This window comes from Microbacterium sp. No. 7, assembly GCF_001314225.1.
Classification (GTDB): Bacteria; Actinomycetota; Actinomycetes; order Actinomycetales; family Microbacteriaceae; genus Microbacterium.
In genome coordinates, this window is sequence record NZ_CP012697.1 from 730,799 (window position 1) to 747,033 (window position 16,235).

A 16,235-nucleotide genomic window follows, 5' to 3' on the forward strand; every position below is an offset into this window, starting at 1 on the left:
CATAGCACACAGGAGAGAACTCAGTGCTCGACGCAACAACTTTCGATGAGCTTCGCATCGGTCTCGCCACCGCCGACGACATCCGTCGCTGGTCCTTCGGCGAGGTCAAGAAGCCCGAGACCATCAACTACCGCACGCTGAAGCCCGAGAAGGACGGTCTCTTCGGCGAGCAGATCTTCGGCCCGTCGCGCGACTGGGAGTGCGCGTGCGGCAAGTACAAGCGCGTGCGCTTCAAGGGCATCGTGTGCGAGCGCTGCGGCGTCGAGGTCACGAAGTCGTCGGTGCGCCGCGAGCGCATGGGCCACATCGAGCTCGCCGCGCCCGTCACGCACATCTGGTACTTCAAGGGCGTGCCGTCGCGCCTCGGCTACCTGCTCGACATGGCGCCGAAGGACCTCGAGAAGGTCATCTACTTCGCGGCCTACATGGTCGTGTCGGTGGATGCCGACGCGCGTCACCGCGACCTCGCGACGCACGAGGGCAACATCCGCCTCGAGATGAAGAACCTCGCCGATCGCCGCGACGCCCGCGTCGCCGCGCGCATGGAGAAGTACGAGCAGGAGCTCGCGGCCCTCGAGGCCGAGGGCGCCAAGGCCGACCAGAAGCGCAAGACCGAGGCCGCCGCCGAGAAGGACATGGCGGGCATCCGCAAGAGCTTCGACGAGCAGATCGCGCGCCTGGAGCGCGTGTGGGAGGAGTTCCGCACGCTCGAGGCCGGCCAGCTCAAGCAGGAGGACGACGTCTTCCAGGAGCTGCAGGACCGCTTCGGCCAGTACTTCGAGGCCTACATGGGCGCCGAGGGCATCAAGCGCCGCCTGGAGATCTTCGACCTGGCCGCTGAGGCCGAGAGCCTGCACCTGCAGATCTCGGAGGGCAAGGGCCAGCGCAAGATCCGCGCGATCAAGCGCCTGAAGGTCGTCAACTCGTTCCTGCAGACGAAGATGAGCCCCGCCGCGATGGTGCTCGACGTCGTTCCGGTCATCCCGCCGGAGCTGCGCCCCATGGTGCAGCTCGACGGCGGCCGCTTCGCCACGAGCGACCTCAACGACCTGTACCGCCGCGTGATCAACCGCAACAACCGCCTGCGCCGCCTCATCGACCTCGGTGCCCCCGAGATCATCGTGAACAACGAGAAGCGGATGCTGCAGGAGGCCGTCGATGCGCTGTTCGACAACGGTCGTCGTGGCCGTCCCGTCACGGGCACGGGCAACCGCGCGCTCAAGTCGCTCAGCGACATGCTCAAGGGCAAGCAGGGCCGGTTCCGCCAGAACCTGCTCGGCAAGCGCGTGGACTACTCGGGCCGTTCGGTCATCATCGTGGGCCCGCAGCTCAAGCTGCACCAGTGCGGCCTGCCGAAGGACATGGCGCTCGAGCTGTTCAAGCCGTTCGTCATCAAGCGCCTGATCGACCTCGGTCACTCGCAGAACATCAAGGCCGCCAAGCGCTCGGTCGAGCGCGCGCGCCCCGCGGTGTGGGACGTGCTCGAGGAGATCATCCGCGAGCGTCCCGTGCTGCTCAACCGCGCGCCCACGCTGCACCGTCTCGGCATCCAGGCGTTCGAGCCGCAGCTCGTGGAGGGCAAGGCGATCCAGCTGCACCCGCTCGTGTGCGCCGCGTTCAACGCCGACTTCGACGGCGACCAGATGGCCGTGCACCTGCCGCTGTCGGTCGAGGCGCAGGCCGAGGCCCGCATCCTCATGCTCGCGTCGAACAACATCCTCAAGCCGTCGGACGGCCGCCCGGTGACCCTGCCCTCGCAGGACATGATCATCGGCCTGCACCACCTGACGACGCTCAAGGAGGGCGCGAAGGGCGAGGGCCGCGTGTTCGGCTCGGTCTCCGAGGCGATCCTGGCCAAGGACGAGGGCACCCTCGACCTGCAGGCGAAGGTGCGCATCCGCATCCCGGGTCTCACCTTCCTCGAGGGCGAGGCTCCCGAGGGCTACGAGCGTCACGGTCTCGTCGACGCGTCGCTCGGCCAGGCGATCTTCAACGACACGCTGCCCAAGGGCTACCCGTTCGTGCGCGGCCAGGCCGACAAGGGCAAGCTGTCGCAGATCGTCAACAAGCTCGCCGAGGAGTACCCCAAGGTCGAGGTCGCCGCGTCGCTGGACCGCATCAAGGATGCCGGCTTCCACTGGGCCACGCGCTCGGGCGTCACGGTCGCGCTGAGCGACATCCTGACGCCCCCGAACAAGGCCGAGATCGTCGCCGAGTACGAGCAGAAGGCCGCCAAGGCGCAGTCGCAGTTCGACCGTGGTCTCACGACCGACGCCGAGCGCCGTCAGGAGCTCATCCAGATCTGGACCGAGGCGACCGACCGCGTGCAGGCCGCGATGCGCGAGAACTTCCCGGCCGACAACACGATCAACCGCATGGTCTCGTCGGGTGCGCGCGGCAACTGGCTGCAGATCCGCAACATCGCGGGCATGCGAGGCCTGGTGAACAACCCGAAGGGTGAGATCATCCCTCGCCCGATCATCTCCTCGTACCGCGAGGGCCTGTCGGTGGCGGAGTACTTCATCGCGACCCACGGCGCCCGCAAGGGCCTGGCCGACACGGCTCTGCGCACGGCCGACTCGGGCTACCTGACGCGTCGTCTCGTGGACGTCTCGCAGGACGTCATCATCCGCGAGGAGGACTGCGGCACGGGCAAGGGCCTCGAGTTCACGATCGCGGCGCCCGGCGCCGATGGTGAGCTCGTGAAGGATGCCAACGTCGAGAACTCGGTGTTCGCGCGCACCCTCGCGGCCGACGTGGTCGACGCCGCCGGCACGGTGCTCGCGGAGGCGGGCGACGACGTGGGCGACGTGCTCATCGACAAGCTCGTCGAGGGCGGCATCCAGACCATCAAGGTGCGCTCGGTGCTCACCTGCGACTCGGCCGTCGGCGTCTGCGCGAAGTGCTACGGCCGTTCGCTCGCGACCGGCAAGCTCGTCGACATCGGCGAGGCGGTGGGCATCATCGCGGCGCAGTCGATCGGTGAGCCCGGCACGCAGCTGACGATGCGCACGTTCCACACGGGTGGCTCGGCCTCGGCCGACGACATCACGCAGGGTCTGCCCCGCGTGCAGGAGCTGTTCGAGGCGCGCACGCCGAAGGGCGCGTCGCCGATCGCGGAGGCCGACGGCGTCATCAAGATCGACGAGACCGACAAGGCCAAGAAGGTCATCCTGACGCCCGACAACGGCGACGAGCCGCACGTCTACCCCGTGCTCAAGCGCGCGACGCTGCTGGTCGAGGACGGCCAGCGCGTCACGGTGGGCCAGCCGCTGCAGGTCGGAACGCTCGACCCCAAGGAGGTCATGCGCGTGCAGGGCGCCCGCGAGGTGCAGAAGTACCTCGTCGGCGGCGTGCAGGGCGTGTACCGCTCGCAGGGCGTGCCGATCCACGACAAGCACATCGAGGTCATCGTGCGCCAGATGCTGCGCAAGGTCACCGTGGTCGACCACGGCGACACGACGCTGCTGCCCGGCGAGCTGGTGGACTTCAAGCGCTACCAGCAGATCAACCGGGAGGCCGTGGCCGAGGGCAAGCGCCCCGCGTCGGGCCGTCCCGAGTTGATGGGCATCACGAAGGCGTCGCTCGCGACGGAGTCGTGGCTGTCGGCCGCGTCGTTCCAGGAGACGACCCGCGTGCTCACGCAGGCGGCGATGGAGGGCAAGAGCGACCCGCTCGTCGGCCTCAAGGAGAACGTCATCATCGGAAAGCTGATCCCCGCTGGAACCGGGCTTGCGAAGTACCGCAATGTCGTGGTCGAGGCGACGGAGGAGGCCAAGAGCGAGCGGTACCCCAACCGCATCTTCGCCTCGGACGGCGCCTACAGCGACGCCGACCTCAGCTTCGTCGACTTCGACAGCTTCACGACCGACGACTTCTCGTCGTACAACTAGAGTCGTGCGGCGTCAATGTGAGCGAAGCGAGCGTTGACGCGGCACGACTCTAGGTCGAGTGCCCGCGCCGCAGGCGCGGGCGTATCGAAACCTCTCGCGACACATCGAAGGCCCCGGCGCTCCGCGCGCCGGGGCCTTCGGCGTTCCGCGGCCCACGAACCTCGGAGAACGGCGCGAACCTCGGCGGGATCGCGCGAGACGCTCTGAACCTCGTCGCTTTCTCCGAGGTTCCTGGCGGTCTGCGGCGGGCGGGAGGCGGTAGCGTCGGAGCATGGCGAGGGTCGGTGGGCGCAATCTGGTGGCCGCGTGGTTCGTGGGCCTGCTCTGCCTCGGCGTCGTCGTGACGCTCGTGGTGCTCGCGGCGCCGATGGTGCCGCACCTGCTCGGCTGGACCGGCCCCGACGCCGCCGAGACCGCGGACGAGACCGACGACGCGCCCGAGGCGGGACCGGTCGGCGCGACCGACGACTGCCGCGCCCTGTACGAGGACGCGCTGTGGACGACGCTGCGCGCCGCACCCGGCTCCGACCTGGCCGTGTCGACCGACGCGCCGGTGCTGTCGGCATCCGCGTTCGTCGACGGCGTGCAGCCCGGCGTGACCGTGACGTGCGCGTGGACGTCGGAGCGCGGCAGCATCGTCACGACGCTGGCGACGGCGCCGACGGATGCCGGGGCGATCGCGAAGACGGCGCTCGGGCCCGCGGGCTTCGCGTGCGCCGACGTCGAGGACCGCGTGCGCTGCACCCGTGAGGACGGCGGCACGGTCGAGACGGTCGAGATCGGCGGCGGCGTGTGGGCGTCGACGGTGCAGGCCGACTGGCATCCCGCGGGCTACGCCGACCGCATCGCCGGCCGCGTCTGGTGAGGAGCGGCTACGAGCGCGGCCACATCCGCTCGATGATCGACGCCGTGTAGCCGGAGGGCGCGAGGTTGGAGTACTGCGTGTCGACCACGACGCCGTCGCGCCAGAAGAGCGTGCGGCCCTGCTCGATCGGCAGCGTCTCGTGCTGCCACGTGTCCTCGCACCGGATGCCCTGGCTCGGCTCGTAGCACGTGTAGCCCTCGCCCGACAGCTCGTACAGGGCGTCGCGCGCCTCGCGCTCGGGGGAGTAGCCGATCACGGTGACGAGCCACGTGCCCACCGCGCCGGGCTCGCCCCATACGCACACGCGCGTGCTGTCGGGCCGGATGCCGCCGCCCATGCCGGGCGCGTTGAACGGGTAGTCCTCGAGCTCGGCGAGGACCTTGTCGCTCAGCACGTCGCGGCAGTCCGTGGGCAGCGCCGTCGTCGAGGCCGCCTCGCCGAGCGGGAAGGGCAGGATCTCGGGCGCGCCCGCCGCGGCCGACGGCGACGACGTCGCACTTGGGGTCGGCGCGTCGGTCGTCGGTCCCGGTGCGGGCTCGGGCTCGGGGGCGCACGCCACGAGACCCAGGGCGAGGAGCAGGCCCGCCAGGGTGCTGAGCGCGGCGCGACGTGGCATGGCCCCACGATAGGGCCGGGTTCCGACATCGTCTGCGCGGCGCGCGGCGACGCGCGCGTCGGTCGACACGTCGGCATGCCTCCCGGGCAATGCTTGCGGTCGCGGTTACGCTCGCCTTGCGGTGGCATGGGCCCCGCGTGAGGAGCACTTCGCATGAGCGACCCGAACTACGGCGAGCCGGTGACCCAGAGCGAGTCGAACAGCGAGATCGACCCCGACGAGGCGGTCGCGCGCGCCAACGAGGCGCTCGCCGACGCCGAGACGGCCGCGGGCGACGCCTCGGCCTTCCGCCCCCCGGCCGAGAACGTGCCCGCACCGAGCGACGCCGCCGGGCCGGCGGGCGAGCCGGCACGGGATGCCGCGCCCGCCGCCGACGGCGAGACGACGCCCGCCACGGCATCCGACGGTCTCTCCGAGGCCGACGCCGCCCTCTACGAGCAGGCGCTCGCCGAGGCCGCCGCGGCCGACGAGGCCGAACCCGCCTACGCCGCGCCCGTCTACGCCGAGGCTCCTGCGGAGCCCCTCGCCGAGACCGTCGTGGCGCCCGCCGTCGAGCCGGCGACCGAGGTCTACGCGGCACCCGCCGTGACCGAGGCGTACGCGACCGACGCCTACACGGCCCCCGCGGCGACCGAGGTCTACCCGACCGCGGAGCCCGCCGTGGCTCTCCCCGCGGCCGCGCCGCAGCCGATCTTCGTGCAGGCGCCCGAGCCGCCGCTGCCGCGCGGCAATCGCGGCGCCGCGGCCCTCATCGGCCTGCTCGCGGCCGTCGCCTTCGGCATCCTCTATCTCGCCGCCGCGCTCGGTCTCGGCCTGCTCGACGGCACGACGACCGTCGCGACGCTCGGCGACGCCGCGCTCTCGGCGGTCACGTCGTGGTGGTTCTGGGTGCCCGTCGCCGTCTTCTTCATCTCGTTCTGGCTGCTCGGCGCGATCATCAACCGCGGTCGCTGGGGCTACTGGGTGCACTTCAGCCTGCTCGTCGGCATCGCGGCCTACGGCGGCCACCTGCTCGGACAGCTGTTCCAGGCGCCGTTCTGGAGCATCACGGCGAGCCAGGGCGCCGAGCTGGTGAGCGGCCAGCTGGTCGCGCCGCTCGCGATCGCCGCGGGCGTGTTCGGCCGCGAGGTCACCATCTGGTTCGGTGCGTGGGCGGCCCGGCGCGGCAAGCACATCTCCGAGCTGAACTACGAGGCGCAGCGCGAGTACGAGCGCACGCTCGAGGCGGGGCCGCGCATCCGGCAGGGATGACCCCGTCATGTCGCGCGTGCAGCCACGGATGGCGACGGCCTTCTCGACCGTCGGGTTCTTCGCGCTGCTGATCGCGTCGTTCGGCATCGGCAGCCTGCTGCTCGACGTCGACGTGATCGCGACCCCGGGCGTCGGCGTGCTGGCGGGCGTGCTCGCGGCCGGCGCCGCGATCGGCGCGTTCCTGCTCGTGCTGTGGCGCGGCACCGCGGTCGCGCGGCCGACCTACCGCGTGTCGGGCGTCGCCGTCGTCGCGACCGTCGCGGCCTATCTCGCGGGCCTGTGGATCGGCGCCGTCGTGCAGGGCGCCGACGTGGGCCTCGCGTCGGCGGCCGTCGGCGGATTCGTCACGTCGTGGTTCGTGCTCGTGCTCGCGGTGTGCGCGTTCGTCGCCGCATGGGCCGGCATCGCCCTCGTGCGCACCCGCGCCCAGCGCCCCCGCTGGCGCTGGGAGAACCGCGACGACTGACTTCACCCCGCCGCCCCCGCCGCCCCGTCGGCCCCCATTCTCGGCGAGACGGCACGGGCGCGACGAGACAGCCCGTCTGTCGTGCAGTCTCGTCGCACCCGTGCCGTCTCGCCGTGGGAGGGTGAGGCGATCGGGTGGGGATGGGACGGCGTGTTGCCGCGGGTGACCTCGCGAATCGCGACGAAAGGCGGGAGAATACCATCGTGGAGCGCTCGCTGGACACCCAGGTCAGCCAGGCCGTCGATGCCTGGCTGCGCTGGCTGCCCCGGTGGGAGCCCGCGACCCACCGCGGGCGTGTCGCGCCCTGCAAGCGCTGCTTCGGATCGCCCGTGCTGTCGGCGGCGGGACTCGGGTCCGACGTGCCGCACGGGGTGCAGCACGGCCTGTCGACGCGGATGAAGACGATCATCGACCACGCCGTGAGCGAGTACACGGCGCGCAACCTGCCGATGCTGCAGACCGAGCTCGACCAGCAGACGGCGCGCAACCGCGCGCGCAGCTACCGGCCGCACGAGGGCCTGGAGCCCGAGTTCGAGGGATTGCCGCTCGACCCCGAGCCGACACCCGGCGCGCCCTTCCTCTTCACGATCTCCGGGCTCGCCGAGGAGGCGAACGCCGAGGTGCCCGCGCTGCCGCCCCTGAGCGAGCGGGCCAAGGCCGCGCTGCGGCAGGAGGTGAGCCTCGCCGACGACTACGCCAACATGGTCGGACGCGAGGTGTGCGGCATCCTGCTGCGGCACCGGCTGCGCATCCAGGATGCCGTCGCGCAGTACGTCGAGCCGCAGATCGCAGCCCTGCTCGAAGACCTCAGCCGGTCGCTCGACGCCCCGTTCGACTCCTGACGCCGCGCGCATCGCGCCGGTGCTGGTTGTTCTCGCGAGGGTGCCCTCTGTTCTCGCGAGGGTGCCAGTTGTTCTCACGAGGGTGCCTCCGAAAGCACCCTCGGGCAAACAACTGGCACCCTCGGGCAAACAACTGGCACCCTCGGGCGGACAACTGGCACCCTCGCGGGGCGGCGAACGCCGTCTGCGGGGGCGTCGACCCGGCCGCGTCTAGGCTGGATGCCATGGATCCGAGCCTCGACCCCGCCGCGATCCTCGTGACCGTGCTGCTGGGGTCGGTGGTCGGGCTCGCGCTGTACGTGTGGATGTCGATCGCGCTCGCCGCGGTGTTCCGCCGGCTCGGCGCGGAGGAGTGGCGCGCGTGGGTGCCGCTGCTGAACGTCGCGACGCTGCTGCAGCGGGCCGACCTGAACCCCTGGCTCGTGCTCGTGGTGCTGATCCCGGCGGTCGGTCCGTTCGCGCTGCTCGTCGTCTTCGTGCTGGCGGCCCGCCGCGTCGGCGCGGTCTTCGGATACGGCGCGGGCATGATCGTCGTCGCGGCCCTCGTGCCCGTCGTGTGGGCGACGATCGTCGGCTTCGGCACCGAGCGGCTCCGCCGGGCGCCGGGCGCGGAGCTCACGTGGGACCCCGCCGACGACGACCTCGACGTCGACACCGCGACCGTGCCGCGCTCGTCGGTGCCCGCGTTCCCGTTCGCCGCGGCCGAGGGCGAGGCGCGCAGCCAGTGGGCGCCGCCGCCGTCGCCCGAGCCGGTCTCGCCGCCGACCGCCCCCGTCCTGAAGATCGCGGAGGAGACGGTGCCGGAGGAGCCGGCATCCATCGCGCCGCCCGTGCTCGTGCCGCCGCTCACGACGCCGCGTGCGCCGACGCCCTCGGCGGAGCCGTCCGGGCCCGCCACCGCGTCGCATCCGACATCGGAGCCGTCTCAGCCCGCCGCCGCGTCGTATCCCGCGTCCGAGCCGTCCCGCCCCGAGCTGCTCCGCCCCGACGACCCGCCGCTGCGCCGTTCGGCACGGTCCGCCGTCGGCGCCGAGGAGGCGTTGCGCGCCGACCGGCGGCCGCCCGTGCGGATCACCGACGACGACGAGCAGTGGGCGCCGCGCCGTTCGCCCGCCGATCCGCTCGGCGCCGACGAGCTGAGCGGCGAGGTCTCCGCGATCGCCGGCGCGCCCGCCGCCGGCTCCCCGCGCCGTGCGACGTCGGCCGCGTCGCATGCCCCGCATGCCCCGGACGCCGGCGGGACGGATGCCGCGCCCGTGCCCGGCGTCGACGACCGCACGATGCTCTCACACCGGCACCGTCCGCACTGGGGCCTCGTCACGGCGACGGGCGAGACGCTGCCGCTCACGGCCGATGTCGTCGTGCTCGGCCGGCGTCCGCAGCACGACCCCTCGCATCCCGCCGCGCAGCTGCTCGCCGTCGCCGATCCCGGTCGCACGGTCTCGCGCACGCACGCGCGAATGGAGCACACCGAGAACGGCTGGATCATCGTCGACCTGGGGTCGACGAACGGCGTGCTCGTGCGCGACGCCGCCGGCCGCGACGTCGAGGTGTCGGCCGCGGCGCCGCTCGCCGAGGGCTCCGAGTTCCAGCTCGGCGACGAGCGCTTTCGCCTGGTCCGCGCCTGATCGCCGCCGTTTGACCGGCCGCCCTCGCGCGCGTATCATTGAGCGGGTGTGTTCACACACGTCTTGCGCTGTGCGCGCACGGCGTGTCGGCGCACGAACCGGGATCCGTCTGCGAACAGGCGACCCCCACGGCATATCCACCACCGAACGGCGCGGGCGCTCCCGTGCCGGTGGATCTGTGGTGAAACCACGAACGCTGTCACCGTGCAGCACCCGCGAGGAGCCGAGGCTCCGCGCGGCACAACAAGGAGAGAACGTGCCAACCATTCAGCAGTTGGTTCGCAAGGGACGTTCGCCCAAGGTCTCGAAGACCAAGGCGCCCGCCCTGAAGTCGAACCCGCAGCAGGCGGGTGTCTGCACCCGTGTCTACACGACCACGCCCAAGAAGCCGAACTCGGCGATGCGCAAGGTCGCCCGTGTCAAGCTCCGCAACGGCACCGAGGTCACCGCCTACATCCCCGGCGAGGGCCACAACCTGCAGGAGCACTCGCTCGTGCTCGTCCGCGGCGGTCGTGTGAAAGACCTCCCCGGCGTGCGCTACAAGATCGTCCGCGGCGCACTGGACACCCAGGCCGTCAAGAACCGTAAGCAGGCCCGCAGCCGCTACGGCGCGAAGAAGGGTTGAGCTAGATGCCTCGCAAGGGACCGGCACCCCGCCGCGTCGTCGTCAACGACCCGGTCTACGGTGCCCCGATCGTCACCCAGCTGGTGAACAAGATCCTCGTCGACGGCAAGAAGTCGCTCGCCGAGTCGATCGTCTACGGCGCCCTCAAGGGCGTCGAGGCGAAGACGGGCCAGGACGCCGTCGCCACGCTCAAGAAGGCGCTCGACAACGTGCGCCCCACCCTCGAGGTCAAGAGCCGCCGCGTCGGCGGCTCGACCTACCAGGTGCCCGTCGAGGTCAAGCCGCACCGCGCCAACACGCTCGCGCTGCGCTGGCTCGTCAGCTACGCCAAGGGCCGTCGTGAGAAGACGATGACCGAGCGTCTGCAGAACGAGATCCTCGACGCCTCGAACGGTCTCGGTGCCGCGGTGAAGCGCCGCGAGGACACCCACAAGATGGCCGAGTCGAACCGCGCCTTCGCGCACTACCGCTGGTAACAGCTTGACGGATGCCGGGGGCGCCACCCGGGCCCCCGGCATCCTTTCCCGTCTCACCGAGAGGAACCCCCGTGGCACAAGAAGTGCTCACCGACCTGAACAAGGTCCGCAACATCGGCATCATGGCGCACATCGATGCCGGCAAGACGACGACGACCGAGCGCATCCTGTTCTACACGGGTGTCAACCACAAGCTGGGCGAGACCCACGACGGCGCCTCGACCACCGACTGGATGGAGCAGGAGAAGGAGCGCGGCATCACGATCACGTCGGCCGCCGTGACCTGCTTCTGGAACAAGAACCAGATCAACATCATCGACACCCCCGGCCACGTGGACTTCACGGTCGAGGTCGAGCGCTCGCTGCGCGTGCTCGACGGCGCCGTCGCCGTCTTCGACGGCAAGGAGGGCGTCGAGCCCCAGTCCGAGACGGTGTGGCGCCAGGCCGACAAGTACGACGTGCCCCGCATCTGCTTCGTCAACAAGATGGACAAGCTGGGCGCCGACTTCTACTTCACGGTCGACACGATCGTCAGCCGCCTGGGCGCCACGCCGCTCGTGCTGCAGCTGCCGATCGGCGCCGAGAACGACTTCGTCGGCGTCATCGACCTCGTCGAGATGCGCGCGCTCGTGTGGCCCGGCGATGCCAAGGGCGACGTGACGATGGGCGCCAAGTACGAGGTGCAGGAGATCCCCGCCGACCTCGCCGACAAGGCCGCCGAGTACCGCGAGAAGCTGCTCGAGGCCGTCGCCGAGAGCGACGAGGCGCTGCTGGAGAAGTACTTCGGCGGCGAGGAGCTGTCGGTCGCCGAGATCAAGGGCGCCATCCGCAAGCTCACCGTCGCGGGCGAGCAGTACCCCGTGCTGTGCGGCTCGGCGTTCAAGAACCGCGGCGTGCAGCCCATGCTCGACGCGGTCGTCGACTACCTGCCCTCGCCCCTGGACGTGCCCGCCATCGAGGCGCACGACCCCAAGGACGAAGAGAAGATCATCGAGCGTCGTCCCGACGCGTCCGACCCGTTCGCGGCCCTCGCGTTCAAGGTCGCGGTGCACCCCTTCTTCGGACGCCTCACCTACATCCGCGTCTACTCGGGTCACCTCGAGTCGGGTGCGCAGGTCGTCAACTCGACCAAGGGCAAGAAGGAGCGCATCGGAAAGATCTTCCAGATGCACGCCAACAAGGAGAACCCGGTCGACTCGGTCACGGCGGGCAACATCTACGCCGTCATCGGTCTCAAGGACACCACGACCGGCGACACCCTGTGCGACCCCGACAAGCAGGTCGTGCTGGAGTCGATGACGTTCCCCGAGCCCGTCATCGAGGTCGCGATCGAGCCCAAGACCAAGGCCGACCAGGAGAAGCTGGGTCTGGCGATCCAGAAGCTCGCCGAAGAGGACCCGACGTTCCGCACCGAGCTCAACCCCGAGACGGGTCAGACGACCATCAAGGGCATGGGCGAGCTGCACCTCGACATCCTCGTCGACCGCATGAAGCGCGAGTTCAAGGTCGAGGCCAACGTTGGCAAGCCGCAGGTGGCCTACCGCGAGACGATCCGCAAGGCCGTCGAGCGTCACGACTACACGCACAAGAAGCAGACCGGTGGGTCGGGTCAGTTCGCGAAGATCCAGTTCGCGATCGAGCCGATCGAGGTCACGGCCGACAAGACGTACGAGTTCGAGAACAAGGTCACCGGTGGCCGCATCCCGCGCGAGTACATCGAGCCCACGAACCAGGGCTTCCAGGACGCCATGCAGGTCGGCGTGCTCGCCGGCTACCCCATGGTCGGTGTCAAGGCGACCCTCGTCGACGGCGCCTCGCACGACGTCGACTCGTCGGAGATGGCGTTCAAGATCGCCGGCTCGATGGGCTTCAAGGAGGCTGCGCGCAAGGCCAGCCCCGTGCTGCTCGAGCCGCTCATGGCCGTCGAGGTGCGCACGCCCGAGGAGTACATGGGCGACGTCATCGGCGACCTGAACTCGCGTCGCGGCCAGATCCAGTCGATGGAGGATGCCGCGGGCGTCAAGGTCGTGCGCGCCCTCGTGCCGCTCTCGGAGATGTTCGGCTACATCGGTGACCTGCGCTCGAAGACCTCGGGCCGCGCCGTGTACTCGATGGAGTTCGACTCGTACGCCGAGGTCCCCAAGGCCGTCGCCGACGAGATCGTCCAGAAGGCCAAGGGCGAGTAATCGCCGGGCGGATGCCGGGATCCCGGCATCCGCCACCAGACTCACAACTGCATACAAGTAGACTGAACCAATCCCCGTAGACGAACGGTCGCAATCCGGCGCCCGTGACCTCTACACGACCGTCCTGAGGAGGACCCAGTGGCTAAGGCCAAGTTCGAGCGGACCAAGCCGCACGTCAACATCGGCACGATCGGGCACGTTGACCACGGCAAGACCACGCTGTCGGCAGCGATCTCCAAGGTGCTCGCTGACACCTACCCGTCGCCCACCAACGTGCAGCGTGACTTCGCGTCGATCGACTCGGCTCCCGAGGAGCGTCAGCGCGGTATCACGATCAACATCTCGCACATCGAGTACGAGACCCCGAAGCGCCACTACGCGCACGTTGACGCCCCCGGCCACGCCGACTACGTCAAGAACATGATCACCGGTGCCGCTCAGATGGACGGCGCGATCCTCGTGGTCGCCGCCACCGACGGTCCGATGGCTCAGACGCGTGAGCACGTCCTGCTCGCCAAGCAGGTCGGCGTGCCCTACCTGCTCGTCGCGCTGAACAAGAGCGACGCGGTCGACGACGAGGAGATCCTGGAGCTCGTCGAGCTCGAGGTCCGCGAGCTGCTCGCCGGCCAGGGCTTCGACGAGGAGGTGCCGGTCATCCGCGTCTCGGCGCTCAAGGCCCTTGAGGGCGACGAGAAGTGGGTGCAGTCGATCCTCGAGCTCATGCAGGCCGTCGACGACAGCGTTCCGGACCCCGAGCGTGACCGTGACAAGCCGTTCCTCATGCCCATCGAGGACGTCTTCACGATCACCGGTCGTGGCACCGTCGTCACGGGCCGCGCCGAGCGTGGCACGCTGGCCATCAACTCCGAGGTCGAGATCGTGGGTCTGCGCCCGACGCAGAAGACGACCGTCACGGGCATCGAGATGTTCCACAAGCAGCTCGACGAGGCCTGGGCCGGCGAGAACTGTGGTCTGCTGCTCCGCGGCACCAAGCGTGAGGACGTCGAGCGCGGCCAGGTCGTCGTGAAGCCCGGCTCGATCACGCCCCACACGGAGTTCGAGGGCACCGCGTACATCCTCTCCAAGGAGGAGGGTGGCCGCCACAACCCCTTCTACACGAACTACCGCCCGCAGTTCTACTTCCGTACCACGGACGTGACCGGCGTCATCACGCTGCCCGAGGGCACCGAGATGGTCATGCCCGGTGACACCACCGACATGAAGGTCGACCTCATCCAGCCCATCGCCATGGAAGAGGGCCTCGGCTTCGCGATCCGTGAGGGTGGCCGCACCGTCGGCGCCGGCACGGTGACCAAGGTCGTCAAGTAACCTCTGCGTCAGCACGAAGAGCCCCCGGGTCATCCCGGGGGCTCTTCTGCGTTCGCCGTGAGTCTGCGACGCGGGGTGTCATGACGCTTCCGCGGTGCAGGGCGAAGGGGCAGAATGGGAGGCGCCGTGCCACCTGGCCGGCGCATCAGACCTCTGGGAGGGAGCCCGCGATGGGTATCGAAGAGAGCATCGGCGACGCGGTCAACAAGGGCAAGGACCTGTTCGAGCAGAACAAGGAGAAGGTCGAGGAGGCGCTCAAGAGCGACAAGGCCGAGGAGATCAGCGACAAGATCATCGGCGGCGTGGCCGATTTCGCCAAGAAGATCATCCCGGGCGAGCACCACGACAAGATCGACGACGTCGCCGAGAAGCTCGACAAGTCCGTCGGCAACGACTGACGTCATCGGATTCCCCGGAGGGGTGGATGCCACGGCATCCACCCCTCCGTCGTCGTGCGGCCCCCGGGTCGCGTTCGCCCCCCCCCGGTTGGTTCCGCCCCGCCGCCGTTCCATCCCCCGCGAGATGGTGGGTTTCTCGCCGAGATGGTGGGTTTCTCGCCGAAATGGCGGTCACCGTATCGCCGAAGAACCCACCATCTCGGCGAAAAGGGCACCATCTCGCGTGCGCTGGGCGCGAATAGGGGGAGTTGTCCACAGGGGGCGAATGCGGGGGAGTTGTGCACATATCGGGTTCCTCTGGGAATCCGGGCGTCTGCGACAGGGCACAGTCGGGGGATGACCAGACCGCATCGTGCCCGCATCGTCACGCGGCATCCCGTCCATCCGCTGGCATCCCGAGGAATGGATGCCGTGGCGCTGACGCGCCTGCGCAACGGCGCGCACACGCTCACCTCCGAATGGGACCTCCTGTTCGCCGACGGCCGGCTGCGCACGCGCGTCGCCGCGATCGCGCCGCGCATCGGCAATCCGTTGACGGCCGTGGCGCTGCAGAGCGCCGCCGCCATGCACGGACTGCCCGTGTACCGGGCATCCTCCCAGCGCGTCGACGTCATCGTGCCCGGCCGCACGTCGCGCAAGAACGGCAAGGACGTCGTACGACACCACCGGGGTCTCGGCGAGCAGGACGTCGTCGTGATCGACGGATGCCGGGTCACCTCGCTCGACCGCACCGTCTACGACGTGATCCGTGCGGTGCCGATCGAGGCGGCGGTCGTGTGCTTCGACGCCGCGCTCCGGCAGGTGGCGTGGGATGACGACACGCGCACCTACGACCTGGCGGCTGCGGAGGCGTTTCGCGAGCTCGTGTGGCGGCGCATCGAGCGCAACGTCGGCGCCCGTGGCATCCGCACCGCGCGCTTCGTCGCCGAGTTCGCGGACGGGCGTGCGCAGTTGCCGGGCGAGAGCATATCGCGGCTCTGGATGTGGCAGCTCGGACTTCCTGCGCCGGAGCTGCAATATCGGATCGAACTGCCCGACGGCAGGTTCGCTCTTCTCGATTTCGCCTGGCCGCGTTTAGGCCGGTGGGCGGAATTCGACGGGAAGTCGAAATACACGGACGCCGACATTCTGCAGGGGCGGACCGTCGATGAGGTCTTGGCCGAACAGGAGATTCGCGAAAGCCAGGTGCGTGCCGTGACAGGCTGGCGCTGCGACCGCTGGGGATTCGACAGAATGCCCACGATCGACGAATTCGCTTCCTATCTCCGCTCTCTCGGCCTCCCTGGCACGTGACCCCCTTTCGCCGAGATGGTGACTTTCCCGCCGAGCAGGTGCGTTTTGTCCCGATCCCGCCCTACCATCTCGCTGAGAATCCCACCGTCTCGGCGCAGAACTCACCATCTCGGCGCTGAACCCGCCGTCTCGGCTCCGGACGGACTCACCGTCACGCGGCGGGGACCCGCGGGAGCCCGGCGCCACGGCGGCGTGGGATGACGCATCCGCCCGTGGGAAACCACAGGGAAAAGCGGTGAAACAACGGTCGGGAGTGGGAAACAACAGGTTTTGGCGCGTTCGGTATGAACCACTGTTGCGGCGTCTCGGGTGGGTGTAGCCTGTCGCGCGGATGCATCATTTGCATTGCTCAAGGTCGAGTCTTATC

At 69.7% G+C, this 16,235-nt stretch carries 13 protein-coding genes; 12 read left to right on the top strand and 1 reads right to left on the bottom strand.

Annotated features, from left to right (window positions below):
* Window positions 1-23: 23 nt before the first annotated feature.
* Window positions 24-3,893, top strand: coding sequence for a DNA-directed RNA polymerase subunit beta' (gene rpoC / locus AOA12_RS03255; protein WP_054680085.1), 3,870 nt, complete (start codon window positions 24-26; stop codon window positions 3,891-3,893).
* A gap of 271 nt (window positions 3,894-4,164) precedes the next feature.
* Window positions 4,165-4,758, top strand: a complete 594-nt coding sequence (locus tag AOA12_RS03260; RefSeq protein WP_054680089.1) for a hypothetical protein — start codon at window positions 4,165-4,167, stop codon at window positions 4,756-4,758.
* Window positions 4,759-4,765: 7 nt separating this feature from the next.
* Here the strand turns inward: AOA12_RS03260 and AOA12_RS03265 are convergent, their stop codons facing one another.
* Complete coding sequence (locus tag AOA12_RS03265) at window positions 4,766-5,374, bottom strand: hypothetical protein (protein ID WP_054680092.1); 609 nt, start codon at window positions 5,372-5,374, stop codon at window positions 4,766-4,768.
* Between the two features lie 153 nt (window positions 5,375-5,527).
* On the opposite strand from AOA12_RS03265, the gene AOA12_RS03270 reads away from it, so the two are divergent.
* The 10 genes from AOA12_RS03270 to AOA12_RS03315 all read left to right on the top strand — a co-directional run bounded on the left by AOA12_RS03270 (window position 5,528) and on the right by AOA12_RS03315 (window position 15,868).
* Window positions 5,528-6,625, top strand: coding sequence for a hypothetical protein (locus AOA12_RS03270; RefSeq protein WP_054680095.1), 1,098 nt, complete (start codon window positions 5,528-5,530; stop codon window positions 6,623-6,625).
* A gap of 7 nt (window positions 6,626-6,632) precedes the next feature.
* Complete coding sequence (locus tag AOA12_RS03275; RefSeq protein ID WP_054680098.1) at window positions 6,633-7,091, top strand: hypothetical protein; 459 nt, start codon at window positions 6,633-6,635, stop codon at window positions 7,089-7,091.
* A 203-nt stretch (window positions 7,092-7,294) separates the two neighbouring features.
* Window positions 7,295-7,933 carry a hypothetical protein gene (locus AOA12_RS03280; protein WP_054680101.1) on the top strand — a complete coding sequence of 213 codons (639 nt, stop codon included), beginning with the start codon at window positions 7,295-7,297 and terminating at the stop codon, window positions 7,931-7,933.
* A 224-nt stretch (window positions 7,934-8,157) separates the two neighbouring features.
* The gene (locus tag AOA12_RS03285) at window positions 8,158-9,561 is read left to right on the top strand and encodes a DUF5684 domain-containing protein (RefSeq protein ID WP_054680106.1); all 1,404 of its coding nucleotides are present in this window, start codon (window positions 8,158-8,160) and stop codon (window positions 9,559-9,561) included.
* 256 nt (window positions 9,562-9,817) lie between these two features.
* Complete coding sequence (rpsL, locus tag AOA12_RS03290; RefSeq protein WP_013584051.1) at window positions 9,818-10,186, top strand: 30S ribosomal protein S12; 369 nt, start codon at window positions 9,818-9,820, stop codon at window positions 10,184-10,186.
* Window positions 10,187-10,191: 5 nt separating this feature from the next.
* Window positions 10,192-10,662 carry a 30S ribosomal protein S7 gene (gene rpsG / locus AOA12_RS03295; protein WP_054680110.1) on the top strand — a complete coding sequence of 157 codons (471 nt, stop codon included), beginning with the start codon at window positions 10,192-10,194 and terminating at the stop codon, window positions 10,660-10,662.
* A gap of 71 nt (window positions 10,663-10,733) precedes the next feature.
* Complete coding sequence (gene fusA, locus AOA12_RS03300) at window positions 10,734-12,848, top strand: elongation factor G (protein ID WP_054680113.1); 2,115 nt, start codon at window positions 10,734-10,736, stop codon at window positions 12,846-12,848.
* A gap of 138 nt (window positions 12,849-12,986) precedes the next feature.
* Window positions 12,987-14,177, top strand: coding sequence for an elongation factor Tu (tuf, locus tag AOA12_RS03305; RefSeq protein WP_054680116.1), 1,191 nt, complete (start codon window positions 12,987-12,989; stop codon window positions 14,175-14,177).
* A 170-nt stretch (window positions 14,178-14,347) separates the two neighbouring features.
* Window positions 14,348-14,575, top strand: coding sequence for a hypothetical protein (locus AOA12_RS03310; RefSeq protein WP_054680119.1), 228 nt, complete (start codon window positions 14,348-14,350; stop codon window positions 14,573-14,575).
* A gap of 336 nt (window positions 14,576-14,911) precedes the next feature.
* Complete coding sequence (locus tag AOA12_RS03315; RefSeq protein ID WP_156366369.1) at window positions 14,912-15,868, top strand: hypothetical protein; 957 nt, start codon at window positions 14,912-14,914, stop codon at window positions 15,866-15,868.
* Window positions 15,869-16,235: the final 367 nt, after the last annotated feature.